Genomic DNA, 26,999 nt, shown 5'->3' with positions numbered 1-26,999 from the left:
TGTTGTATCGGTCTACTAAGTTTTCAAAAAGTATTTTATTGTATTGCTTTTCTTCTTCGTTATGGGATTATCGAGTACGACTCTCTATGCCCAGCAAAAGATTCATTATGTGTATGAAGACTCTAAATTAAAGTATATTCAAAAACCTTCATCTAACGATTGGGTTGTTTATGAATATGACCAAAACGGAAACACCATTTCGATTAAGAAGATTAAGACACCTAGCGTAGTAGTTTCTACAAAAGTTAGTATTTCAGATGTGTCATATGAAGTGGTTGCCTACGGAGTTAGCCCAACGGCGAAAAGTGTCCAGTTCCCAACATGGACGGAATTGAATGGACAGGACGACTTAGTACATCCGTTAGTAGAGGGAGAGAAGGTTGCACCTGGCATCTGGAAAGCGACCGTCTTGCTTTCCAAGCACAACATGGAAAAAGGCGTGTACTATAACGATGTTTGGGTGGATGGGAAATTCTTTGGAGGAGCCATTACGAATGTTGAAGATAATGTTAGAGTTAGTCTCCCACAAGAGATCGGATATTCAGCAGGGGAATATGAAGTTGTAGTAACAGGTGTAGGTAAAGATGTAGCCAAAATAGTTATGCCGGTGTGGACAGCGCAACAGGGGCAAGATGACATTAAGTATGTTGACGCGCAAAAAATAGAAGATGGCACCTGGAAAGCGAAAATAAAATTCAGCGATCACAATTATGAAACGGGGACATATATAACGCATATATACGCTCATGATAAACATGGGAATCAAATGCCGCTATATGGAGGAGAGACAAAAGTCAAATCTGAAGTAAAAGCGCCATCTACATTGAGCTATGCTAATGGATCCTATGAAGTAATTGCCTACGGAGTTAGTCCAACGGCGAAAAGCGTTCAATTCCCCACATGGACGGAATTGAATGGACAGGACGACTTAGTACATCCGTATGTCCAAGGAGAGAAAGTTGCACCAGGCAACTGGAAAGCAACTGTCTTGCTTTCCAAGCACAACATGGAAAAAGGCGTGTATTATAACGATGTTTGGGTGGATGGGAAATTCTTTGGAGGAGCCATTACGAAGGTTGTAGATCGTTAGTGTTTTCATTTGTAATGGACAAAATGGCATACTGGAATGGACTTGTTTTATAAAATGATTGATATTAGCGAGTTAAGGGCCTTGGGGGATAATTCCTTCAGGGTCTTTTCGTATATATACTATTTTATTTTAAAATCAAATAAATTTACAAATATTCATATAGACATATATAATTTCTTTATTAATAAGATGGGTAAGGCGTCTAACATTTGGAAGATAAGTGAGTATCGACGATTCTACTTAGCTTAGCTGTTTGGCCAATCAATCGTTAGACGTAAGATATCGCTAACTTTCAATGCGACTTAATTTGATCCAAGTTGAAAAGCAGTAAGGGGGAAAGTGATATGAAAAATAAGATTATCGTATCATTACTGGCTGTTGTCCTATTTGTTTCTTGTACAAGTATGGGGGCCTTTGCAGCAGCGACAGTGGCCAATCAATATTTTTACGATGGTGCCGGTAAACTGCGATATGCCAAGCACAAAAATCAAGTAACGAAATATCAGTATGATCACAATGGAAACGTAAATCGTAAATTTACGGATGAGCTTCTGGTAGATGGTGGATTTGAATTGGTTAATTCACAGGGCACTTTGAAGGCATGGAATTATTACATGGGAGCGGACATTCAGGGAAAGCACGAAGTCGATACGAGTTTGCTTGAGGGAGCACGTGCGATGAAGCTGCAAGCGACGTCCATTCCACGTACCAATGATGGAATGAATGTGTGGCAGGATTTTTCCGTAACGGGCTACACTACGTACACGCTGTCCGGAAAAATGAGAATGTCCGATGTTCAGAACACTAAGCTGGAATACCTTATTTATTACTATGATAAGGATAACAATCAGTTTGGCGGGGAAATGGTGCTGCGTTATGACAGTAATACAGATTGGGTAACGTTCTCTAAGCAATTTGTAACGCCTGCTAATGCGACGAGAGCAAGAATTCATGCGCATTTAAGTTCCAACGTACCTGGGGGCAAAGGAACGGTCAACCTGGATATGCTCTCTGTAAAGAGAAACAAGCCTATTAACTTGCTTACGAATGGCGATTTTGAAGTCGTTTCTCGCACAGATGGAACAGCGGATGGATGGAGTCGTTATGTAGGAGCAGTTGAAGGAAAACATGAAATTAGCCAAGTGGTCACATCTGAGGGCTTGCGAGCGCAGAAAATAGCTGCGGATAACATTTTGAACATCTACGATGGTATTAACATTTGGCAGGACTTCCTGGTTAGTGAACAAAAGTCTCATGTCTTGCATGGACGGGTTCGATTGGAAAACATGAGAGATTCCAAGCTCGGATTCATTCTATATTATTACGACAAGAACAATAAGCAGATTGGTTCTGAAACCCCATTAGAATTGGTGAACAATAACGATTGGCTTACGGTATCCTCACGATTTACCCCACCTGCTCATGCGATAAAAGCGAGATTGCATATTCACGTAAGCGCAACGAAGGCAAACGGGCAAGGAACGGTATATGTGGATGCCATGTCGATTCAACCAGGAGACAAGCAGAAGCTTCTATTCAATGGTAACTTTGAATCGGTGAGCGGCACAGATGGCGCAGCAGATGGTTGGTTTCGTTATGTAGGAGAAGGAATTAAGGGCTCTCATGAAATAAGTAGAGATATCGTTAAGACAGGTAAACGTGCACAGAAGATGATAGCTCATAGTGTGCCGAGGGCTGGGGATGGAATGAACATTTGGCAAGACGTTTTGGTCCCACAGCAAAGCAGCTATCATCTAACAGGTGCTCTTAAGTTGGAAAATATGAAAGACGCCAACTTGCAGTTTACTATGTACTACTATGATCGCAGCAATAACGCCATCGGTTCATGGAATGTTGCGTCTTATGCCAAGAACAGTGATTGGCTATCTATTTCTGAGAGCTTCAAGCCACCAGCCAATACGCACAAAATAAGAATACATGTTCACTTAAGCAGTCTTAGTAACAATGGACAAGGAACTGTGCATGTAGATGATTTATCGATCTCTTAACTAGGGTTTTCATTAAATTAATATATATAAATAATAGGGGAATGTGAAAAGATGAAAAAAATGAGGAAGTTATCAGCTTTACTTGCTTTAGTCCTATTTTTGGAATTAGCAGCACCTTTGTTTATGCAAGTTGCAGAAGCAGTGGCAGCGCCTAAGCCAGTGTCAACACAGACTGCTGACAATAAGGCATTGTTGACGATTGATTATATCGCGAAGAAATACAATGTGTCTCCTTCCGATATTCTTTTACTTCTAAATGAAGGATATTCTTTGAAGCATGTTCATGATGCTTTAGCCAAAAATTCAGATATAACAGTATTGCTAGCTACGCTTGAGGAACTATTTCCGGGAGTAGGGAAGAAGTATGAGCCACCTGCGGTAACAGAAGCGACATATGGCTTGCAAATGCCAGGGTTCGACCTGCCGTTTCCTAATCTAGGGGATGTAACAGGGGCTACTTATGGGAATGTAACGGAATCTGTTTATGGATCGAGGAAGAAACGAAGTATTTATAATCTGCCTCATATTAGCCATGATAAGCTGAGTCTTGTAAAACAACATACTAAATTAGATCAAGCACCTTACTCTGTTCAAACAGGTAACGAAACGATTTCGAGTGTAGATGGTTCCTTGAGCTTGTCATCAACGGATCTTACTTTGCCGGGAAGGAATGGACTGTCTTTCTCGCTCCGTAGAATTTATGACAGTAATGATGCCGAATTCTATAAGAAAACTGTACAGCCTAATACCTATTATCAACAGACAATTGCACCTTGTGTTAAAGGAACGACTTATAAAAAATTAGGTGGGGGGCAAAGAGTAGCGTGGGCTACGAATGAATCTAGTAATGGAGTTTTTAGGTATATTAACATCGGTCTTTATTTCGAATACCCATTGCCACAAACAGTTGTTAATTATTTTTATGGAAAAGATGAGGAGGCAACACAAAGCATCTGAAACAGAGTTTCCTCCAAGTAGAATTAATATAAAATCTTATCCTATCTCGCAAGAGTTCGAAGTAGACTTTGAAAAAACGAATTGTCGAGATGGGAAAAACTATGAGGTTTTAACGCATTATACTTATCCCGTGTTCTTGCCTGATAATAAAGTAGAGAGAGTTAGTAAGGATTCAATTATGGGTAGAGGCTGGTCATGGGATATCCCGTATATGAAGTTTGAACATGAAGAGGCTTTTATTCGCATGCCAGCAGGAGGCGTCTACCAGGTAGATAAAGATCTCAACCTTAAGCGTTATCCGTGGAAAGATGCTGTATTAATGAAAGACACCAGCCGAAAGGTAGGGTACGATACTTCAGCATACGCATTGAAAATGAAGCAGGGCACAACGTATTACTTTGATGCAAGAGGTGACCTGATAAGAGTAGAAGATAGCTATTCAAACTTTTTAGATTTTCAACATTTAGGTTACTTGTCAAAAGTGACAGATTCTTTAGGGAATTACATTCAATTGAGTTATGATTGGCACAATAGCATCATAACGGCTACTACTAATAAGAATGAATCGGTTAAGTATGCATTTAAAAAGTTTGATGGAACAGACATACCGTATTTAGAGTCTGTTACCGACACGATGGGCCGAACGACTCGCTATGCATACGAGCCTGGCATTTCGAAATTTTCGATGACCTCAAACCCGGTAAATCAACGGAATGACTATGCCTTATTAAAAACAGTCCATCATCCAACAGGAGCGCGTACCGAATACCGTTACGACAAAGTGCTTCGACATTTTGGACATGATTCCAAGCAAGAACAGTTCAGGGTAGTGGAACGCAAAGATGTAGCGCAATATGTGAATGGCGCAGTAGTCGATAGTAATCAAACGAGCATTCAATATGAATCAGATCCGTATGCTTCTGCCTCGAATGGTAGACATAAAACGATATTTAAAAGCGGAGATGCCTCAAGCATATCTACTTATGATAAAGTACGTTCGGGTGATGATCCTGTATTCCGAAATGTAGAGACAGTCCAACAAGCAGGGCATGTTCAGCATGTGACGAATCAATCATACACGTCAAATATTTTAAATCCTTATCCTGCACAGATTACGTCGAAGAAAATCAATAATGGGGTGGAGAGTCCATCTCTCATCGTGAATCGGAATTATGATGAGAATGGGAACGTAACGAGTGAAACAAACAGTCTTGGAGCCAGCACGGCTACTACGTATGATGCAAAATGGGGGCTGCCAGAAACGATTACGTCCAAGTTGGATGCGAATCAGCAGTCTGTTACACGAATGCATCGTAACGATAAAGGTTCTGTAATTGAATCTAAAACGTACGCCAACTCAGAAGGCGGACAGCTTCTTGGTCATATCAATTATGAGTACGATGGATTCGGTAATGTTACGAAAGTAACAGCTCATAATGATAGAGGTAAACCGACTGTATTTAGATATCATTATGGTGCTGAATATCATCATGGATACCTTACACAGCAAGAAGTGGATGTTACAAATGCAGATGGACAAGTTACTACAATTGTAGAAAAAGCGAAGTACGATCCAGTAACAGGACGTTTGCTTTCATACACAGATGGCAAACAGCAAACGACATCGTATGGCTATGATCCATTAGGCCGTACAACATTAGTCACGATGCCGAATCACAGCCAAATCAGTTATGTATACAACGACACTCAAAACCATGTGCAATTGAAAAATACGCTTGGAGAAGTGACCGAAGCATGGTTCGATCCATTGGGGCGTAAGACTAGAGAAACTCAAGGCTTAGGCGAAGTGAAATACGGCTACGATGAGCGTACAAGTCAGCTTCAATGGACAGAAGATGCTTATGGCAATCGTACAACGTACACATATGACGGATTTGGACGACCGCTTCAAACTACATATGCAAATGGTACATCGGATCGCGTTGAATACGATGATGCGAAGCTGACAGTAACAGCAATCGATGCAGAGCAGAATCGCACAAAAACGACTAGCGATGTATTAGGCAGAACGCTTCTAGTAGAGACGCTACAGAACAAGCAGAATTATATACCTGTTCAGCGTACGGAGTATAATCTAGCAGGGGGAGTTACCTCTGCAACAGATGCTAATGGCAATCGTACGGAGTACCAGTATAATGCTGGCGGCCAATTGACTGCGGTTACGGATGCACAGAAACAGACAACAAGCTATCTCTATGATCGCTTGGGTAACCTTCTTGAGATAACGTATGCGAATCAACAGAAAATGAAGAAAGAATATGACGAACTTGGTCGCGTTACGAAAAAGATCAATGGAACAGGTCAAGTTCAGAAGTATTACTACGATGGGAATAGTAATTTAGAGAAATATATTGATCGTAGTGGAACAGTTACAGAAAATCGCTACGATGAAATGAACCGCCTTTTACAAAATACGCTTGGAAATGAAACGGTTAAGTATAGCTATGATACCGAGGGCAGACCGGTCACGATGACCGATTATAGAGGAACAACGAACTATAAGTATCAGGCGCGTTCGGGCTTCTTAACGAGCATTCAATATCCAGATGGCGTGAAGCTAACGAACAACTATGACCTGAACAAGAAGACAGGGTATGAGTTCGCAGCTCCGGGTGTTCATGTAAAAGTTGATGGGGTTCATAACAACGTTAACCAATTGAAGCAGTTGAACATTTTGAGTGGTGGCAATCAGCCAGCGAAGACGATCTCGTACGATCACTTGGCAAATGGACAATTGGCGAAGCAGACGTATGGCAATGCGTTTGTCACGGATTATCAATACGAAGATTTGAAGCTGAAGCAGTTGAACCATGTGAAGGATGGAGCAGCGCAGAACACTTTCCAATACGGCTATGACCTGGTTGGAAACATCATGCAGCGCAATGAAAATAGTTATGTCACGAAGTTCTCATACACACCGTTGAATCAGATTCAAACATCTAGTGAGTTTAATGAGACGTACTCATACGATGAAAGGTACAATCGCCAAACATTAGACAGCACTAGAGAAGTACCTCTAAAGTCAAGACAGTACGAGTACGATAAAAAGAATCGATTGACGAAAGTCACAGGAGAGCATAATCCTGTAATATACTCCTACACGGGAGAAGGATTGCTGTATGAGCGTGTAGAGAATAACGTTAAGAACCGTTACTATTACGATGCTAACAAGTTGTTATTAGCAGAAGCAGTTGTCGGGGTGGATGGCAAAGCCAAGGTTAAGTATGTCTATCTGTATGATCTAAATGGCAAGCTTATCGGTCGTCAAGATGCTACTACCAGCCAGTTGCAATACTATCAGCTGAACGGTCATGGTGATGTCGTAGCTATTGTCGATGAAGCAGGTAAGAAGCTGAATGAATATCGCTATGACATTTGGGGATTACCGCTAGAAGAGAAAGAAACGGTTCCGAATATTCTGAAATACTCAGGTGAGTATTGGGATAAGACGACAGGTCTTCAGTATCTTCGAGCAAGATGGTATGACCCAAACATGGGAAGGTTTATTAGTGAGGATACGTATGAAGGGGAACTGAATAGCCCGCGTAGTTTGAATTTGTATACGTATGTAGAAAATAATCCACTATTATATATCGATCCAACTGGACATGAAGCAGCACTGAATATAGATTGGCACCAATTACAGCGGGAGAGTTTTAGAGTCATTGAAGGTGGGGCTAAGGGTGCGAAGCAAGGCTCTAAAAAAGGTGGATGGTTAGGTTTCAGTCTCGGTACTATCTTTGGTTCTTTATTAAACCCTAGTCCTGTAGGAGAATCGCAACATAGTATAAATGTAAATAAAGCCAAAATGTACAAATTGCCATTATTAAGTATTTCTGAAATGAAGGAACGTCATAAGAAAAAAGAAGGGAATTATGTATTTAGGGCATTAAATCCAACAGATGTTAAGACTCTAACTGCTGGTAAGGGGATTGAAGCAAAAAATCGTAACGGTCTATGGAACTTAACATCACATGTAGCATATGGTTCTAAGAGAATGATGAAACCAGAGAAAAATGATCCGTGGATCTCTACTACTATCTCACTTGATAGGGCAATGTTCTATGAACAAAAAAGTGGAAGAGGGGTAGTCGTTATTGATCTTGATAAAGTACAATCTGAATACAGATGGGTGTTATCAAATTTAGATAAAAATCATCTTAATTATACAGATGCATTAAATTTTGCGAGAAAAGATTATGAGTATGCAATATTCCAAGATATTGAGAGGGAGGCTATTGTTGGGTGGATACCGAGTGTGGAGTAGAAGAAAAAATCTGTGAATTACTTATCGAATTAAATGGTTCATTAAGAGAGAAATCTTTTGATGAAACTGTTCATCTAAGCCCTATAAATAACTTATTAAAAACTATATCTTCTGAAAAGGTTACTTTTATAAGTAGAAAATTATTAAAGAATTTTGATAATACTTATTCATGGATGATTTCGGAGATGGATTATTTTAAACAAAATAAAAAAGGTGAGTTAAGATCTGGGATAAAGTCAATAGAAAAAATCATATTAGATTTTCTAAATGTAACACTTTCTGCAGATGAATATGAATTTGAGTTTTTAGTAAAGCTGGGAGCAGCTCGGGAAAATAAAGATGATAAAATCAATATGCTCAACATTCTTAATGAAGTTTTTCAATACGCTTCAGAAAAGCAAGGGATTTCTAAAAAGCTTGCATACACACTATTTTCAATAGAATTTGAGCTTGTAAACGAAAGTGGTTATCTGACTGAGCCTTTTAGAGGTTGGGACGAGATGATTGAAAGAGAGAATGTAGCTTTTGAGAATTATTTGAGTTTTGACGAAGTAATAAGGGAGATATTTGGACATGGCGTAAGGCTGTGAATGTAAGAGAGTATTGAAGAGTATGCAAACCCATATGTGAGTTACCTCCATATGGGTTATTTTAATAGGTGTATAACTTACTGATTTTTTTCTTTTACATTTTCGAAATATATCGAATTGGGGAGAGGGTAGTTTATGTTTGATCTGCTTGGAAAAGGGCCGCATTAATATGTAGTGGATGGGAGCTCGAGATGGATAAATTTAAATTTATTTCAAGAAAAGATTCAATTAAAATTTGTGAATTAATTGTAAAAGAAATGATCAATGAGTTCGGAATAAGTGAAGAAGAAGCGGTAGGCCGAATGAATGAACTATGGCAAAATACTGAAAGAGGCCCTATTGATAAAGACGAGGATTTTTTAAATTATGAAAGCTCAAATAGTTGGGCATTTATTGTTTACTATGGAAATAATGATCAATGGTGGAATAAAAGCAAATCTCAAATGAAACCACGACCGTATCCTGAGGAGTAATACTTTAAGAGAATTAGAAATTATAAAACAGAGGAGCAGTTTTTTCCTCTGTTTTTATTTATACTAACTAAGAGAATTCATAAACTACAAAAAGGGGTAAACAATGACTAAACACGTAAAAAAATATCTGTTTGCAATTGTACTATTCATAACAGTGCTATCGGTAACTATGTTAACAGACCGTGTAACGTGGTCGGCCACTAGTGCAGAGAAGAATGTATACCGTGCAAGTACAGATTACAGCACCATTCAAGGCGATAACTATTGGTACTATCAAGAATGGGATGGTTCTACGTATACGAATTTAAAATGGGATAACTCCAAAAAATTATGGCAAGGTAAAAACAAGCACGCTACGATCGCTGCTAATGTTCATCATCCAGATCAAGTTGACATTGTACGAAAATGGGTTGCACCAAAGCCGGGTATTGTCCATATTAGTGGACAAGTGGCGAAGAGTAATCCGACATGCGGTGATGGCGTCAAAGCGATGATTCGTAAAAATAATAATCTCGTTTGGTCTTCAACTATCGGATTTGATGACACTGTTGGGGTATCTGCGAACTATACGACACGTGTATCAACGGGAGAGGCCCTTTATTTTATCGTGAATGAGCAGCAAGACAACAGCTGCGACGGAACTTTTTGGGACCCAACCATTACCTATGATGATAAGAAGCCATTGAAGTATACAGCATCAGAAGGATTTAACTCTATCCAAGGTCAGAACAACTGGTATTACGAGGAACAGGATAAAGACAAGTTCTACCCAATGACATGGATAAAGAAAGAAAATCTATGGAGAGGGAGTACGGAGTTTTCCATGATCGGACATCATTGGCAGCATCCGGAGGCGAGAGATTCTGTACGGACGTGGGCAGCACCGACTTCAGGCGTCGTGCAAATTACAGGAAAGCTTGCCAAAGATAATGTTAGTTGTGGTAATGGAGTTATAGCTACCATTTATAAAAATGACAAGATCATATGGACAACTTCCGTTTTATTTGATGACAAAGTAGGCTACCAAATCAAGCAGGATGTAACGGTTCGTACCGATGATCGCTTACGGTTTGTTATTTCTCAAAACGGCGAAAACTCCTGTGACGGAACGATTTTTAATCCAACGATTACATATGATTCTAAACCAATAGCGTATACAGCCTCAGAAGGATATAGTCCCATCCAAGGTCAGAATAACTGGTATTACGAGGAACGGGATAAGGACAAGTTCTATCCAATGACATGGATAAAAGAAGAAACTTTATGGAGAGGAAGTACAGAGTTCTCCATGATCGGACATCATTGGCAGCATCCAGAAGCAAGAGATTCTGTACGGACATGGTTAGCACCTACTTCAGGTGTTATTCGAATTACAGGACCACTGTTAAAAGACAATGTTGTTTGTGGTAATGGGGTTATAGCGACGATATATAAGAACGATCAAGTAGTATGGACAACTCCTGTGTCATTTGATGACAAAATAGGCTATAGCATTCAACATGATGTATCTGCTCGTGCCGATGATAAAATACGGTTTGTTACTTCTCAAAACGGAGAAAATTCCTGTGACGGGACGACTTTTAATCCAACGATTACGTACGTAGATCAGAAGCAGCCACTGTCTTACTCTTCAAGATTGAATTTTGGTTCTGCTCAAGGGCAATCAAATTGGTACTACCAAGAATTGATTGGTCAAGATTATGTGGATATGACTTTTGATGCGAAAAAGCAAGAGTGGAAGGGTGCTCGTGAATTTTCAACCATTACCTTTAATATGTATCATCCCGATCCCTCAGGGTCAGTACGCAAATGGGTTGCTCCCAAATCAGGAACAGTCCGTCTGACAGGTAATCCTGTCAAGGGTAACATTACTTGTGGCAATGGCGTGGAGGCAATGATATATAAAGGTAAGACCAAATTATGGGGAACCAAGCTAGCTGCTGATGATAACAAAGGAACTGCTTATAATATGACTACACCTGTCTCGCAGGGTCAGGCGTTGTATTTTGTAGTTGAAGCTGGTGGTAATATCGACTGTGACAGCACGTTCTGGGATGCTCAGATCGAATATGCCACCACATCGAATATGTCCGATTACTCTTATGATGGTGCTAACCGCTTGGAAATGATCACGCTGGCATCTGGACAAGTCATTCATTATTATTACGATACAAATGGCAACCTGATTCAGATTAGGAAAGGCTAGTCTCAAGACCTCAGAAGTTTATTTTGGGGTCTATTTTCTGTTTCAAAGCATGCTGAAATAGAATCGGAGAGTTGTAACAAATGAAGTGTGGACGACATAAAAGTAAGAAATGAGAATAATATCCAGGACAGATGATAAACTAGCATTTAATCTATTATATGATCAATTATGCATACGTATTCTTATCGACTGCTAGTATTCAGCGTGTAGATCAGAGTCAGTTGTGTGAGAATGGAAAGTTGATAGGAGAGAGGAATGGAAATGAAGAAGTTTCAAAGAATAGTAGTATTAATGATGATTAGCATACTGAGTATGCCGGTATTGCTTGGACATGCAAACGCGTCCAATGTCGATTACCTATATGATAATGCAGGAAGATTAGTACAAATGAATGACACACAGTTGCTATACGATAATAACGGCAATATGACCAAAAAGTCAGGTGTGATGTCCTACACAGCATCGAAAGCTTTTTCGAAGATCCAAGGTAAGAGTAACTGGTACTATCAGGAATGGGATGGAAAGAACTACAAAGATGTTGCGTGGAGCAATGATCAGGGCTTATGGAAAGGAAGCAATCGGTGGTTGATGCTGACTGCTACTTATCAGCATCCAGATGGAAGCGATGCAGTGCGTAAGTGGATTGCGCCTAGGAGTGGAACAGTTACGATTACTGGCAAGGTTGCAAAATTAGACGGGCAAATCCATGGAGATGGCGTTCGTGTAAGTATTATGAAAAATAATAGTCCAATCTGGCCTTCATCTGGTTGGAAATTTATTGAATACAATGATACGAAAGGTGTCAATGTGTCCGTAACCACGGAGGTTAAAGAAGGAGATGCGCTCTATTTTATTGTGAATCAAAATAAAACGTTCGACTATGATGGGACCTATTGGGACCCCACAATTACGTATTTGCCGTTATCTTATAGAGCATCGAATGATTTTTCCTCCATTCAAAGTATGAATAATTGGTATTTCCAAGAATGGGATGGGCAAAAGTATGCCGATATCACATGGAATACCGCATTGAATCATTGGCAAGGAAATAGTCAATGGTTAAGAATAGGGACTGACTTCCAACATCCAGATGGAAGCGATTCGGTACGTAAATGGATTGCACCTAGGAGTGGCGCAATAGAGATTACAGGTAAAGTTGCCAAGAGTGATGGGCAAACACTTGGAGATGGTGTTCGTGTGAAGGTAATGAGGAATAATGGTCAGATTTGGCCTTCATCTGGCTGGCAAGTGATTGAACATGATGATACGAAAGGTGTCCAAGTATCAGTAACAGCGAAAGTTGCCAAAGGAGATGCGCTTTATTTTATCGTCAATCAAAATAAAACGATAGATTATGACGGGACGTATTGGGATCCCAAAATAAATTATATTTCATTATCTCAGAAAGCGTCGGAAGGTTATTCGATAGTTCAAGGTAAGAATAATTGGTCTTATCAGGAATGGGATGGTAAACAATATAAAAATATTGCGTGGGATTCTTTCTTGAATCAATGGAAAGGAAGTAATAAGTGGCTAAGGGTAACTAAAAACTCTCAACATCCAGATGAAAGTGATTCTGTACGGAAATGGATTGCACCTAGAGGTGGAAAAATAGACATTTCAGGTAAAGTAGCAAAACTAAAGGGAGAGATACAGGGAGACGGCGTTCGCGTTAAAATCATGAAAAATAGCAATCAAATCTGGCCTGCCACCGACTGGCAAGTGATCGAACATGACGACACACAAGGTGTCAATGTATCGGTGACAACCGAAGTTGCCAAAGGAGATGCGCTCTATTTTATTGTGAATCAGAATAAAACAATAGATTATGACGGGACCTATTGGGATCCAACGATAAGCTATGTGCCGTTAACCTACAAAGCATCAGCAGGCTTTGCAAAGATCCAAGGAGAAGGTAATTGGCAGTATCAAGAGTGGGACGGAATCAACTATAAAAATATGACGTGGAACGATGATTGGCGAATGTGGAAAGGAAGTCAAGAATGGCTTTCGGTGTCCGGTGATTCTCAACATCCTGCTGCAAATGATTCGGTTCGTAAATGGACTTCATCTAAGAGTGGAAGTATATCGATAACAGGGAAAGTTTCTAAAGCAGAGGGACAGATTCTTGGTGATGGTGTTCGCGTAAAGATAATGAAAAATAATAGTCAGATCTGGCCTGCAACTGGCTGGAAAGTGATTGCGCATGACGACACGAAGGGTCTCAATGTATCGCTTACAACGGAAGTTGAAAAAGGAGACGCTATCTATTTCATTGTAAATCAAAATGAAACAATCGATTATGATTTAACGTATTGGGATCCTATGATACATTTTGTACCGCATATTTCTGTTAAATAAATAGAGAGAATATGATAAAGTTCAACACAGATTATTTTCAAAATAAGTAGAAGAGCATGATTTGTTATAAAAATAGCCTGGAGACCTCAGAGGTTTATTACTGAGGTCTTTTTTGTGTGTCTTGTAATAACGAGCTATCATCCAGCATGAACGAAATTTAAACAACATGGATGAGAAAATGACAATAATATCAAGGACAGATTTCAAACTAACATTTAATCTATTATATGTTCAAATATTCATTCAAATGCAGAATAGCCAACTAAAAATGAAATATTTGTTTTAATTACGTTACGAAGAAGAACTATCGAGAATGGAGCTGTAGTATGAATAAGAAAACGCCCAAACAATCTTTCAAAACAATAAACTCGTTCATTGTTTTTTCGCTGATCACAGTAATGTTCTTCTCACATCATTCACTTGCTCTAAATAAAAATGTTTATTTATACGATCAAGATGGAAAATTGATTGAGATGAGTCAGAGTGATGGGACCATCGATTATAAATACGATTTAAACGGCAACGTAATAGGTCATTTTAATGATCGAAATCTTCTAATTAACTCAAGCTTTGAGGTGTTAAAAAATCAATCTGCAGAAGTCGCAAGTAACTGGGCGACGTGGAAGAACAGTGCCGAACTACCAAGTTCATCACAACTCGTGAAGCATCCAGTAGATTCCGGGAAACGCACAGAAAGTGAGTGTAAGTCAACTCCCAGAAGGGAATCTGTTGTCACTATATCAGAAGGTAGCATTGCAACCGGAGAAATCAATCCAAGCAACGGTGAGAGCAGAAGTGGAGAGTTTAAAGGATGCACGTGTATTAATGACCATTGATTTTCATGATGCAGCAGGAAAGTATTTAGCTACCATAGGAACAGCCGATGTTACGTATAAGACAAACGGTTATATTACTTTGAACGCGAGTGGGAAAACACCTGCGGGGACAGCATACGGAATCATGCAGATGTATATTATCAGCAAGGTAGATGGAGGTTCAGGAACTGTATACTGGGATTCAGCATCGTTGAGGTACGGTGAACCCAGTCTCCTAAGTAACAGTAGTATGGAAAAAGTCGAGAACGAGCAGAAAATTGCGAGCAGTTGGGCTACATGGAAAAACAGTGCTGAACTACCAACGTCCTCACAACTTGTGCAGCACCCGATAGACTCCGGCAGAGATGCGCAGAAAGTAAGCGCAAGCCAACTACCAAAGGGGAATTTGTTATCGATATACCAAAAGGTATCTCTGCAGCCAGAGAAATCCGTACATGCAACGGTGCGAGCAGAAGTTGAGAGTTTGAAGGATGCGCGAGTGTTAATGACAATCGATTTCCATGATGCAGCAGGAACGTATATAGCAACCGTTGGTTCAACGGATGTTACTAATAAGACGAATGGTTTTATTACTTTGAATGCAAGTGGGAAAACACCTGCCGGTACGAGTTATGGTGTCATGCAGATGTATATCATCAGCAAGGTAGATGGAGGTTCAGGAACAGTATACTGGGATTCAGCAACATTGACATATAAATAGTGTTTATACGATTTCAATAGAAACGAGTATACAACTTTGTGTTTGTCTGCTTAGCAGGTACAAAGAAAGATGGGGGAAGTTATGTTTAGCAATAAAAATATTCAAAAATGTCGGATGATCGTAGTAAGTTTGGCTATTATATTTTCTTTCTTGATTACATCTTCGGCAAGGGCGTTGGATAGTGGGGTTACTTATTCTTACCCAAATGATGGCCAACTGCTTCTTGCTAAATTTCTAGATGGATCTTATTTAGATTACTTCTATGACGATAACGGAAACCTATTGAGGAAAGTTTCAAGATATCGCGAGACATTTGAAAGAGGAGACTTTGAGACTACGAATTATCTTTCAGGTAACCCAGGATATTCGGGTATAGTGACGAATGAAGCTGGAAAAATAGTGACAGGGGCGTATTCGGTCTAGGGGGAAAGTAAGGCAACCTGGGAATGGAACTCCTTCTTGGCATCAGATCCACAAAAGTTGCAACTAGAGCCTAATACGAGCTATTCAGTATCATTCAAATATAAAGTGATCAAGTCCCCAATTGAGAAGGGGAGCCACTACTTCTTTAGTAGAACTAGTACAGGAAAAACAGCGCAAGATAAGGGCTGGACCGAATGGAATGATCCGGCGGGAAGTGTAGGAAGCAAGGTTGTCACTTTCACAACAGGTCCCTATTCAGATTATCAATTGTACTGGGGAACGAATTATGGAGGAGCTGTTTCCATTGATGATATCCAAGTAACAAAACTAACAGAGTCATTTGAACGAGGAAAGTTCGATTCAACCCATTATATTTCCGGTAATCCTGGATATTCAGGAGAAGTGACAAATGAAGCTGGAAAAGTAGTGACCGGAGCGCATTCAGTCTATGGGGAGAGTAAGGCAACTTGGGAATGGAACTCCTTCCTAGCATCAAATCCTAGAAAATTACAGCTGGAACCTAATACAAGTTACTCGGTATCGTTTCAAAATAAAGTGATCAAGTCCCCAAGTGAGAAGGGGAGCCACTATTTCTTTAGTAGAACAAGAACAGGAGATATAGCGCAAGATAAGGGCTGGACCGAATGGAATGATCCGGCGGGAAGTGTAGGAAGCAAGGTTGTCACTTTCACAACAGGTCCTTATTCAGATTATCAATTGTACTGGGGAACGAATTATGGAGGAGCCATTTCAATTGATGACATACAAGTAACGAAAAAGACTAAATAAAATCAATCCAATATTTCGTTTAATTTCTGTATGAAATGTATGAACACATAGACTTGAGATTTTTACTATATTTTTAGAGGTGACATATGAGGCTTCGAATACTTTTTTGCTCCTCATCACATGTTTATTTGTACAACTTCTGAGCAATGCTTTTGCCATAAGCACGAGCAACACCGCGACTTCAAGCAAGGTCAACAGTCAACCTGCTGCTTTCACTGCTGTATGGTAAGCGACCGATCCCAAGCTTGGTCACAAGACTGGCAGGCAGAAGGGAACTGTATGGCATGCGGATCAAGCTGTAGATAAAGAAGGGTTCTTAAATTACGGCCCATATATTCAACATCTGGGTGAAGCTGAATACTCGATTACATGGTCATTGATGATGGAACAATTAATTTCCGCGAGTGACACGGATGTGTTGCTTATTGAAGTCGTTGATCATCATACAGGTCGAGTTCTAGCATTAAAAAAAATTAAAGCATCGGATTACTAAACAACCAGGGAAGTTTCAGGATTTCTCGCTAAGCTTTAATACGACGTATGCAGTGAATCACTCCCTAGAGTTCCGAAGTTACTGGTATGGACAAGGCTCTGTACAGCTTGAAAAATTAGTACTAGTAAAAGTGTCTGATGTTACAGCTAAACGCTCTTGGAGTGCTCCCTCCCTTCCTTCACGTACAGGAACGAATGAAGGTGATGTGAGGACTGCAAGAGTAAACAAGGATGTATCAAATACATATTTGAGTTATGGACCATACGCTAACGATATGGCACTGGGCTTATGGAATATATCATGGAAATTAAAGCTTGATAAGCCTGTTAATAGCACGAATGCGGTTGTAAAAATTGATGTTTATGATAGCGCAACGAATACTGTGCTAGGTGAAAGAGTCATCACTGCGAGAGAGTTTTATTATGCTGGTGCAACCCAGTCTTTCGATTTAAAAATCGCGCATGCCAATGTCTCGCGTAATTTGGAGTTTCGGGTGTTCTGGTATGGAGAATACGATATTTCATTTGAGCAAGTAACGGCTGCAAAGCTCGCTGCTGCCCCATACAATAAACGTTGGGAAGCAACGGATCTTGCACACTCGGTAGGCAGGGCAAAACAAACGAATGGGTCAGCCAATACGTTTGAGGACGAGCCAGGGTTTTTAAGTTATGGACCGTACGAAAATAAGCTGGCTAGAGGAACCTACTTGGCCCAGTGGAACCTACTAATTGATAACAACAGTGCAAATAACGAAGAGGTTGTAAAGTTGGAAGTCTATGATTATGACGCAGATGAAATTATCCAATCTAAAATTATCACAAGAGGGCAATTTGCCGGGGCAAACAAGTATCAGCAGTTTGATATCAAATTTAATATTAACCATCCTAGTCATCGATTAGAACTTCGTACGTATTGGATGGACAAGGCTTACATAGATTTAGATTGGATCAAATTAGATGCTATAGGACTTGATGCGGATCACGGGAAGCTGCAGCTTCCTACAAAAAAGGCATTTTTCTATGACGCTGCTAACCGTTTGCAGGCGATTATTTTTACAAATGGGAGCTATCGATTTTTCAAGTATAATCAAAAAGGAAATCTGACGAAGAAAGGATATGTTAAGGTCTAGCTATTTTAAGAAGATGCCATAAATACTTATACCTTCCTTACAACTAAAGATAGTCTTAAGACCTCAGAAGTTGATTCTGGGGTCTTTTCGTTTCGTATACATGCAAAAATTGCTCCAATACGTGAAATAAACGAAGCATGAGCAATTTGGTTGTAGGAAATGTCAATAATATCAAGGACAGATGTCAAGTTTACAAGTAATCTATTATATGTTCAGTTATTCAGTATGTAAGAAGATAAAAGTAACTTAAATAAGGAAGTGAAATATGAAAAAGTTGATGATTACATTACTGTCGTCAGTACTTGCGTTATCCCTATCACTACCGACAGTAGATGCAAAAGAATACTATTACGATAATAATAATCGACTTGTTCAAGTAAATCATGAAGGTCAATCGGTTAGGTATTTTTACAATGAACAGGGGTCTTTAGAGAACGTGAAGAAGGACCCTAACTTGGTCATAAATGAAGGATTTGAAGTTTCTACTAGCAATAAGACCGCTCGGAATTGGAGCTACTGGAAACCTGATAACGTAAAGGGAGAATATGTGCTAGATACCACAACTCCGTATGCAGGGTCACATGCTCAACGAATCACGGCACAATCGATCACTAACAGTGGAATGAATATTTATCAAGATATAAAAGTAGCTCCTGGGGGAACGTATCATCTATCCGCTCAATTGCAAGTGCTGCAGGTCAAAGATGCTGACGTTATGATTTCGATTCACTTTTTTGATAATCAATACAACCTAGTAGGTGTTTCCACACCGTATATAACAAGCACGTCAGTCAGTTGGCTAGGTGTAAATCGCACCGTGCCAGTGCCAGCGCAAGCTACGATTGCTAGAATCCACTTCCATGCACAGAGCCATGCTAATAAACCTGAAGGAAGTGCAGATTTCTTAGTTGATGAGATACGCTTCCAGAAGGAGAAAGTAGATAGTCTGTTGTTCAATGAAAGCTTTGAACGCTATACAAACCAGGCCGTGGCTGAAGGATGGAAGTCGTGGAAATCGAATGATGTAGTAGGTTCATATTCATTAGACACGACATCTCCATATGCAGGTCAACGTTCTCAACGAATTACGGCGACTTCGATTCCGGAAGGTGGAATGAATATCTATCAAGATATTAAGGTAGAGCCGAAAGAAACCTATTATTTATCTGCACAGTTTCAAGTATCTAAAATACAGAATGCAGACGCCATGGTATCCATTCATTACTTTGATGAGAAATATAATTTAGTTGCTGCAGTGGCTCCATACATAACGAGCACACCGGTAGATTGGTTAAGGGTAAGTCGTAAATTAACAGTTCCAGATACAGCAGCGGTTGCTAGAATCCATATACATACGCAGAAGCATATGAATAAACCGGAGGGCAGCGTAGATCTGCTTATTGATGAAATCCATCTTAAGAAAGAACCGGGTAGCATGATGTTCAATGGGAACTTTGAACGTTATAACAAGCAGGATGTTGCTGCTGGTTGGAAGTATTGGAAGTCAGATGATGTGACAGGTAGTTATATGGTTGATAAAAAGAACTACTACGAAGGGAAACGCGCTCAACGAGTAACAGCACATTCTATCCCAGAGGGTGGTATGAATGTTTATCAAGATATCAAGGTCGACCCTAAAGCAATCTATTACTTGTCTGCCAAAATGAAAGTTTTAAAAGTACAAAATGCGGATGTCGTCATCTCCATTCATTACTTTGATGATAAGTACAATTTATTAAGCTCAGCAACAGCGTATCGTGCAGCGACCGTTTCCGATTGGGCAGATATTAAGAAAGAAATCGTTGTACCAGATAAAGCTACGATAGCTAGAGTGCATTTCCATGCAATGAAGCAGCTTAATAAACCGCTCGGAAGTGCAGACTTTTTGGTTGATCAAGTCATGCTGAGCGCAGATAAACCACTATGATGCTGGTTAAGCGAGTTCATGAATTGTGATGTTGTTATCCATAACAACTGTTACGACAGGAGACTCAGCAAAATATTATTTTAATTGGGGAGAGTCCATGAGGGGGGTGAACTTTCAATAGATGATATAACGATTAAGTTTGAAAATTAGTACATATCCGAAATACATAACAGGGGAATGTGAACAGATGAAAAAGATGAGAAAGATGAGAAAGATATCAGCATTACTAGCATTAGTCATGTTTTTAGAATTAGCCGCACCGTTATTCTTGCAGGTTGCAGAAGCAGCGGTAGCGCCTAAACCAGTTTCAACTCAAACTGCTGACAATAAGGCATTGCTGACGATTGACTATATCGCAAAGAAATACAATGTGACTCCTTCGGATATTCTTTTGCGACTAAATGAAGGATACTCTTTGAAGCATATTCATGATGCTTTAGCGAAAAATCCGGATATCAAGGCGTTGGAAGCTACGCTTGAGGAGATGTATCCGGGTGTAGGAAAGAAATATGAGCCTCCTGCGGTGACCGATGCGACATATGGCTTGGAATTTCCGGGTTTCAACTTACCAATTCCTAATCTCGAAGAAGTAACAGGGTCTACATACGGGAATGTAACGGAGTCCGTGTATGGATCAAGGAAGAAGAGAAGTTTATCATCGAGACCATTGGAAATAAACCATGATGCTCTTAGTCTAGTAAAGCAAAATACGAAGATGGACCAGGCTCCATATTCCGTTCAAACAGGAAATGAATCGATTTCCAGTGTGGATGGATCTTTAAGCTTATTTTCAACAGATCTTTCGATTCCAGGAAGAAATGGTTTGTCTTTCTCGCTTCGCAGAAGCTATAACAGTAATGATGCAGAGTTTTATAAAAAAACTGTTAAGCATAGTGATGTAATGTTGTCTTATATTATGCCTTACCTTAAAGGTACAAATTATCAAGTGCTCCCTAATGGTGAAAGAATATATCGAGGGGAAACAGAATCTAGAAACGATGCAATTGTATATGGACCCAACATCATACATTGGATAGAGAAATATGGTGTTAGTCATTTAAATGGAAGAAAGGAAGCTTTACAAAAAACAGCTGATTATTGGTTTGATCCTGCCAGATATAATAAAGTTAAATCATACTCTTGGGGTATGGGCGATAACAATGAAATCCATATTGTTTCAACAGTCAATAGTTTGGGTGATAATTATCAAATTTGGAGTTCCGATTATGTAGGATATACACTTCCTGATAATGCTGTGGAGGAAGATTATTTCGGGGAAAGAACTAGTTTGGGTAAAGGCTGGACGTGGGATATTCCCTATATGCAGTTTAAAGATAAAGAAATCTTTATTAGAATGCCGGCTGGTGGTGTGTATCAAGTAGATAACACCAATTTGAGTTTAAAACGTTATCCTTGGAAAGATGCCGTATTAACTAAGGACAATAGCCGCACGGCGGAAGGAAGCACTTCCGAGTACGTTTTGAAGATGAAGCAAGGAAGTTCCTATTACTTCAATAATAAAGGACAACTCATTCGCATAGAAGACAGTCACGCGAACTATTTAAATTTTAAATATAGTTTTATAGATAAGCTCGAAAAAATTACAGACCCACTAGGTAATTATATTCAAATTAGCTATGACCATTATCACAAGAAGTACACCGCAACAAATGGGAAAGAAACGATTCATTATCAACTAGGCACTTTTCCTGGTACATACAATAAACATTACTTAGAATCGGTTACTGATGCAATTGGTCGAACAACACGATATGAATATGAAGCTGCTGAATCGAAATTTTCCGTTACATCTGAAGCAATTAATGAGCGGAATGATTATGCATTACTTAAAGCTGTTCACCATCCAACAGGAGCTCGAACCGAGTACAAGTATGACAAAGTGCTTCGTCACTTAGGTCATGACTCTAAGCAAGAACAGTATCGGGTCATCGAGCGTAAAGATGTTGCACAATATGTTGACGGTTCAGTAATCGAGAGTAATAAATCGAACATTCAATATGAGTCTGACCCGTATGCTTCCTCTGGAAGCAACTCACAACATAAGACGATAATCAAAAGCGGAGATGCAACGAGTACATTTACTTACGATAAAGTGTATTCAGGGCAAGATTTCGCATTTCGAAATGTAGAAACCGTACAACAAGCAGGTCAGACACAGCAAGTCACAAATCAAGCATATACATCGAACGTTTTTAATCCTTATCCAACACAAATTACGTCGAAGAAGAGAAGTACCGGAGCGGAAAGTCCATCTCTTATCGTAAATCGTCAACATAATGAGAATGGCAGTGTGACGAGTGAAACAAATAATCTAGGATCCAGTTCAACAACTACTTATGATGCAAAATGGAGTCTACCAGAGACGATAACATCTAAGCTGGATGCAAATCAGCAGACTTTTACTCGTTTGATTCGAAATGACAAGGGTTCAGTTATTGAATCTAAAACGTATGCCAACGCAGAAGGCGGTCAGCTTCTTAGTCACATCAATTATGAGTATGATGGGTTCGGAAATGCTACCAAAGTAACGGCACATAATGATAAAGGTAAGCCATCCGTATTCAGATATCATTATGGCGCCGAGTATCAACATGCATTCCTTACACAGCAAGAAGTAGATGTTACGAATGCAGATGGACAAGTCACTACAATTGTGGAAAAAGCGAAGTATGATCCGGCAACGGGACGACTGATATCCTATACAGATGGTAAACAGCAAACAACATCGTATGCGTATGATCCATTGGGGCGTACAACGTTAGTCACGATGCCAAATCATAGCCAAATCAGCTATGTGTATAACGATACTCAAAACCATATCCAAGTGAAGAACACACTCGGTGAAGTATCTGAAGTGTGGTTTGACCCAATTGGTCGCAAAGTGAAAGAAACACAAGGTCTAGGTCAAGTCAAATACGCTTATGATGAGCGGACAAGTCAACTGCAATGGACAGAAGATGCATATGGCAATCGTACAACGTATGTCAATGACGGATTTGGACGACCACTTCAGACGACGTATGCAAATGGTACATCGGATCGGGTTGAATACGATGATGCAAAACTAACAGTAACAGCGATTGATGCAGAGCAGAATCGTACAAGATCAACAAGCGATGTGTTAGGTAGAACAATTTTAGTAGAGTCGTATCAGAACAAACAGAAGTATGTGCCTGTACAGCGTACAGAGTATAATTTTGCAGGTGGAGCTACTTCTACGACGGATGCGAAGGGTAACCATACAGCATATCAGTATGATGCTGGTGGTCAACTGATCGCGGTTACTGATGCTGAAAAGCAAACGACTAGTTATCAATATGATCGCTTGGGTAATTTGATCGAAACAACCTATGCGAATTCGCAGAAGATGAAGAAGGAATATGATGAGCTTGGTCGCGTTACGAAGAAGATTAATGGAACAGGTCAAGTACAAAAATACTACTATGACGCGAATAGCAACTTAGAGAAGTACATTGATCGTAGTGGAAACATTACTGAGAATACTTATAATGTAATGAACCAGTTAATTCAAAATAAGCTAGGCAATGAAACGGTTCAATACAGCTATGACACCGAAGGCAGACCGCTTACGATGACAGATCATAGAGGGATAACGAGCTATGAATATCAGGCGCGTTCTGGTTTCTTAACAAGCATACAATACCCAGATGGTGTGAAGCTGACCAACAACTATGACTTAAACAAGAAGACAGGCTATGAATTCGCAGCTCCAGGCGTTAATGTGAAGGTAGATGGTACCTACAACAACGTTAACCAATTGAAGCAGTTGAACATTTTGAGTGGTGGCAATCAGCCAGCGAAGACGATTTCATATGATCACTTGGCAAATGGACAATTGGCGAAGCAGACGTATGGCAATGCGTTTACCACGGACTATCAATACGAAGACATGAAGCTGAAGAAGCTGAACCATGCGAGGGATGGAGCTGCACAGAATACCTTCCAATATGGATATGACTTGGTTGGCAACATTACTGAGCGCAATGAAAATAGTTATATCACGAATTTCTCATACACACCATTGAATCAGATTCAAACCTCAAGTGAGTTCAACGAGACGTATTCGTATGATGAGCGATATAATAGGGAGACTCTGGATAGCTCTAGAGAACTACCAGATAAAGATGTACAGTACGAGTACGATAAAAAGAATCGATTAACGAAGGTCACAGGAGATCATAATCCAGTAACATATTCTTACACAGGCGAAGGACTGCTGTATGAGCGTGTAGAGAATAACGTTAAGAACCGCTACTATTACGATGCTAACAAGTTGTTACTAGCAGAAGCAGTCGTCGGAGCAGATGGCAAAGCCAAGATTAAGTATGTGTATCTATATGATTTAAACGGCAAGCTTATCGGTCGCCAAGATGCTGCAACCAGCCAGTTGCAATATTATCAGCTTAACGGTCATGGTGATGTCGTAGCCATCGTCGATGAAACGGGTAAGAAGCTGAATGAATATCGCTATGACATTTGGGGATTACCGCTAGAAGAGAAAGAAACAGTACCGAATATCCTGAAATATTCAGGCGAGTATTGGGATAAGACGACAGGGCTTCAATATCTTCGCGCAAGATGGTACGACCCAAGTATGGGACGGTTTATTAGTGAGGATACGTATGAAGGGGAACAAGGCAATCCGCTTAGTTTGAACTTGTATACGTATGTTGAGAATAATCCATTAAACTTCATTGATCCAAGTGGTCATATGAAGAAGAAAACACTTAATACTATCTTCAATGATTACGTAGCAGGAAGGTATACTAATGAAGAACTTGTGCAAGCTGTTTTGAATGAAAATGGTGATGGGATTCCTATATATACAGCTTTTCATGAAATAACTCAAGTTCTGGTTGGTGCTCAAATAGCAGGAAAAAATGGTGGGAGAACAGAATTGGAGCATAAGGTTACAGAACAAAAAAATCTTTTTGGATACAAGTATGATGTGACATACTACTGGATTGATATTGTTTCTGGGGGCTCTATGTGGGAGGTGAAACCTAAGCAGTGGAGAAATATATTTGCTGCTCGATGGGATGGGTTGTATGAAAATGCTGAGCGACAGCTTGATCTGTATGCTAGGCTGAGTGATTTTGAACGAGGTGGCTACATAAACGAAATGAATGTTCAAATTTACAAGGATATGTGGATGAAAATTGAATCAGTTGACATTGGTAAAATTGTATACTCATTTTATAATAAAGAATCAGGTAAGGCTATTCCTACAGCTGGCGCTAGAAATTATATCGATAACTACTATTTCGAAGATATTAGTGGTAAACAATTTAGAAAAAAAGGTAAGGCGAAATAATAATGAAGGGGGGGTATTAAGAATTGTCTAGGTTATCAAATAATTTTAAGGTTTATGCAGATGAGGTAATTGCAATTGTAGAGAGTAACATAAATAATCTTCAATTGTTTTCTAATCAAGATAAGAAGATACTAAATAACTTTGCTGAATTAGATGTTGTTGACGAAGAAGAAAGAATACAAATACTAATAATATCTGTCTATACTCGGTTTCAGGGAAAAGTTGATTTCAGAAATACTGATAACCCTAAAAATGAAAAACTTAAAAAAGAATTTATTACTGAATTAAGAGATATAAAGAGTTTACTTCAGTCATTTTAGTGATCTCTTTGTGGAAGGTTGTATTGCTAGTATGAATAAAAGTGGATTAAATCTAATTAGAATTTGTTTATTTTTGTTTTGTAATTTTATGTTGTGGGGACTGGTTATTTATATTCTATTAGATGATTTTGTAATCTACAATATATGGAATCCTGAACAGGTTCCATCTGTGGAAACCTATCTGAAAGTTGATCGATATAATTACATTATATCTTTTGCTATTTCTCTCTTTGTATCAATCGCGATTTGTTATAGTTGGCTAAAAAGTGCTAATAAAAAATGGTATAGAATTGTTAATGTTATTGCATTATTGATATTGGTTATAAAATTTATTATAGAGTTGATTTAGTATTAAATATTGTGCAAAAACTTTATTGCCACAAGTGAGCCAATGATGCTCCTTGTGGTTTTCTTTTATTCCCATCCAGTGCCGAATGAATCGGGCGGCTATCCTTGATTTAATAATATATAGTCAGTTCTCTCGGTGAGCGTGGTGCCGTCATTCCGTTGCCTGCTGTTTGATTTATATGAAAAAAGACTGAGCGGAGCGTTGAGATGTGCTAAGTGGAATTGCATATCTCTCACTCGTCCCGTGGCGACGAATTGGCGTAGAACGCTCAGAAATAGCCGTAGGTGGACGCTACTGTCCTACCGCGATCGTTTGCCTATCCGAAGAGATAACTGCGAATTCACATGGTTTATATAGCTTGTAACCACTCGCTCTAATCGGATTCGATAAGCCGAATGAACAGAATGATCTGTTTGAAAAATAATCGATAGAACTTTTCGATCAATCTTGGTGGATTGATAACCTACTGGTAGCGAATGGTATATTTCCTGCGAAAAAACTAATAAATATACGATCGATTTACTGATCTATGGGGGGATTTATGTAGAACGTGACTTGCGTTCCTATGTGGGAAATACAGGACTCTTATGGGAACGTTCCATAGTCTAAGAGTGAAGCGCTTCTGTCGGGAGTGGGCGAATAGAACGAATAAAAGTGGCTCCTATATTAAGAATTAAAGAAGAATTCACACCTGAATATCAAG

General features: G+C 39.5%; 16 protein-coding genes. All 16 read left to right on the top strand.

What is annotated here, in order from left to right; translation table 11 throughout:
- Positions 1 to 109: 109 nt before the first annotated feature.
- The gene (locus NQ117_RS08605) at positions 110 to 1,090 is read left to right on the top strand and encodes a GBS Bsp-like repeat-containing protein (RefSeq protein WP_258277554.1); all 981 of its coding nucleotides are present in this window, start codon (positions 110 to 112) and stop codon (positions 1,088 to 1,090) included.
- Between the two features lie 344 nt (positions 1,091 to 1,434).
- The gene (locus NQ117_RS08600; protein WP_258277553.1) at positions 1,435 to 3,099 is read left to right on the top strand and encodes a carbohydrate binding domain-containing protein; all 1,665 of its coding nucleotides are present in this window, start codon (positions 1,435 to 1,437) and stop codon (positions 3,097 to 3,099) included.
- 51 nt (positions 3,100 to 3,150) lie between these two features.
- Positions 3,151 to 4,056, top strand: coding sequence for a hypothetical protein (locus tag NQ117_RS08595; protein WP_258277552.1), 906 nt, complete (start codon positions 3,151 to 3,153; stop codon positions 4,054 to 4,056).
- Positions 4,057 to 4,267: 211 nt separating this feature from the next.
- A complete protein-coding gene (locus NQ117_RS08590) occupies positions 4,268 to 8,344 on the top strand; it encodes an RHS repeat-associated core domain-containing protein (RefSeq protein WP_258277551.1) in 4,077 nt (1,358 codons plus the stop codon).
- A complete protein-coding gene (locus NQ117_RS08585; protein ID WP_258277550.1) occupies positions 8,323 to 8,934 on the top strand; it encodes a hypothetical protein in 612 nt (203 codons plus the stop codon). Before NQ117_RS08590 ends, NQ117_RS08585 begins: the two co-directional genes overlap by 22 nt.
- A gap of 191 nt (positions 8,935 to 9,125) precedes the next feature.
- Positions 9,126 to 9,407 carry a hypothetical protein gene (locus NQ117_RS08580; RefSeq protein ID WP_258277549.1) on the top strand — a complete coding sequence of 94 codons (282 nt, stop codon included), beginning with the start codon at positions 9,126 to 9,128 and terminating at the stop codon, positions 9,405 to 9,407.
- 103 nt (positions 9,408 to 9,510) lie between these two features.
- Positions 9,511 to 11,613: an RHS repeat domain-containing protein gene (locus NQ117_RS08575; RefSeq protein ID WP_258277548.1), complete on the top strand. Its 2,103-nt coding sequence runs from the start codon at positions 9,511 to 9,513 to the stop codon at positions 11,611 to 11,613.
- 261 nt (positions 11,614 to 11,874) lie between these two features.
- The gene (locus NQ117_RS08570) at positions 11,875 to 13,974 is read left to right on the top strand and encodes a hypothetical protein (RefSeq protein WP_258277547.1); all 2,100 of its coding nucleotides are present in this window, start codon (positions 11,875 to 11,877) and stop codon (positions 13,972 to 13,974) included.
- 326 nt (positions 13,975 to 14,300) lie between these two features.
- Positions 14,301 to 14,810 (top strand): hypothetical protein, encoded by a 510-nt coding sequence (locus tag NQ117_RS08565; RefSeq protein WP_258277546.1) that lies wholly within the window; start codon positions 14,301 to 14,303, stop codon positions 14,808 to 14,810.
- Positions 14,800 to 15,510, top strand: coding sequence for a hypothetical protein (locus NQ117_RS08560; protein WP_258277545.1), 711 nt, complete (start codon positions 14,800 to 14,802; stop codon positions 15,508 to 15,510). Before NQ117_RS08565 ends, NQ117_RS08560 begins: the two co-directional genes overlap by 11 nt.
- 69 nt (positions 15,511 to 15,579) lie before the next feature.
- Entirely contained in the window at positions 15,580 to 15,933 is a 354-nt protein-coding gene (locus tag NQ117_RS08555; RefSeq protein ID WP_258277544.1) for a hypothetical protein, read from the top strand.
- A 36-nt stretch (positions 15,934 to 15,969) separates the two neighbouring features.
- A complete protein-coding gene (locus tag NQ117_RS08550; RefSeq protein ID WP_258277543.1) occupies positions 15,970 to 16,722 on the top strand; it encodes a hypothetical protein in 753 nt (250 codons plus the stop codon).
- A 545-nt stretch (positions 16,723 to 17,267) separates the two neighbouring features.
- On the top strand, positions 17,268 to 18,344 hold the full coding sequence (locus tag NQ117_RS08545) for a hypothetical protein (RefSeq protein ID WP_258277542.1): 1,077 nt from the start codon (positions 17,268 to 17,270) through the stop codon (positions 18,342 to 18,344).
- Positions 18,345 to 18,609: 265 nt separating this feature from the next.
- On the top strand, positions 18,610 to 20,271 hold the full coding sequence (locus tag NQ117_RS08540) for a carbohydrate binding domain-containing protein (protein WP_258277541.1): 1,662 nt from the start codon (positions 18,610 to 18,612) through the stop codon (positions 20,269 to 20,271).
- Between the two features lie 187 nt (positions 20,272 to 20,458).
- The gene (locus tag NQ117_RS08535) at positions 20,459 to 25,627 is read left to right on the top strand and encodes an RHS repeat-associated core domain-containing protein (RefSeq protein WP_258277540.1); all 5,169 of its coding nucleotides are present in this window, start codon (positions 20,459 to 20,461) and stop codon (positions 25,625 to 25,627) included.
- A 23-nt stretch (positions 25,628 to 25,650) separates the two neighbouring features.
- Positions 25,651 to 25,947, top strand: a complete 297-nt coding sequence (locus NQ117_RS08530; protein WP_258277539.1) for a hypothetical protein — start codon at positions 25,651 to 25,653, stop codon at positions 25,945 to 25,947.
- Positions 25,948 to 26,999: the final 1,052 nt, after the last annotated feature.

The organism is Paenibacillus sp. SC116, from assembly GCF_024733555.1.
In the GTDB taxonomy this organism is placed as follows: domain Bacteria; phylum Bacillota; class Bacilli; order Paenibacillales; family Paenibacillaceae; genus Paenibacillus_B.
This window is presented reverse-complemented; position numbering and strand designations above follow the sequence as displayed.

What these genes read in the sequence shown, in the direction of transcription:
- NQ117_RS08535 (WP_258277540.1), top strand. Translation starts at nt 20,459, where the DNA reads ATGAAAAAGATGAGAAAGATGAGAAAGATATCAGCATTACTAGCATTA.
- NQ117_RS08590 (WP_258277551.1), top strand. Translation starts at nt 4,268, where the DNA reads ATGAAGTTTGAACATGAAGAGGCTTTTATTCGCATGCCAGCAGGAGGC.
- NQ117_RS08565 (WP_258277546.1), top strand. Translation starts at nt 14,301, where the DNA reads ATGAATAAGAAAACGCCCAAACAATCTTTCAAAACAATAAACTCGTTC.
- NQ117_RS08570 (WP_258277547.1), top strand. Translation starts at nt 11,875, where the DNA reads ATGAAGAAGTTTCAAAGAATAGTAGTATTAATGATGATTAGCATACTG.
- NQ117_RS08600 (WP_258277553.1), top strand. Translation starts at nt 1,435, where the DNA reads ATGAAAAATAAGATTATCGTATCATTACTGGCTGTTGTCCTATTTGTT.
- NQ117_RS08580 (WP_258277549.1), top strand. Translation starts at nt 9,126, where the DNA reads ATGGATAAATTTAAATTTATTTCAAGAAAAGATTCAATTAAAATTTGT.
- NQ117_RS08540 (WP_258277541.1), top strand. Translation starts at nt 18,610, where the DNA reads ATGAAAAAGTTGATGATTACATTACTGTCGTCAGTACTTGCGTTATCC.
- NQ117_RS08560 (WP_258277545.1), top strand. Translation starts at nt 14,800, where the DNA reads ATGACCATTGATTTTCATGATGCAGCAGGAAAGTATTTAGCTACCATA.
- NQ117_RS08575 (WP_258277548.1), top strand. Translation starts at nt 9,511, where the DNA reads ATGACTAAACACGTAAAAAAATATCTGTTTGCAATTGTACTATTCATA.
- NQ117_RS08555 (WP_258277544.1), top strand. Translation starts at nt 15,580, where the DNA reads ATGGGGGAAGTTATGTTTAGCAATAAAAATATTCAAAAATGTCGGATG.
- NQ117_RS08595 (WP_258277552.1), top strand. Translation starts at nt 3,151, where the DNA reads ATGAAAAAAATGAGGAAGTTATCAGCTTTACTTGCTTTAGTCCTATTT.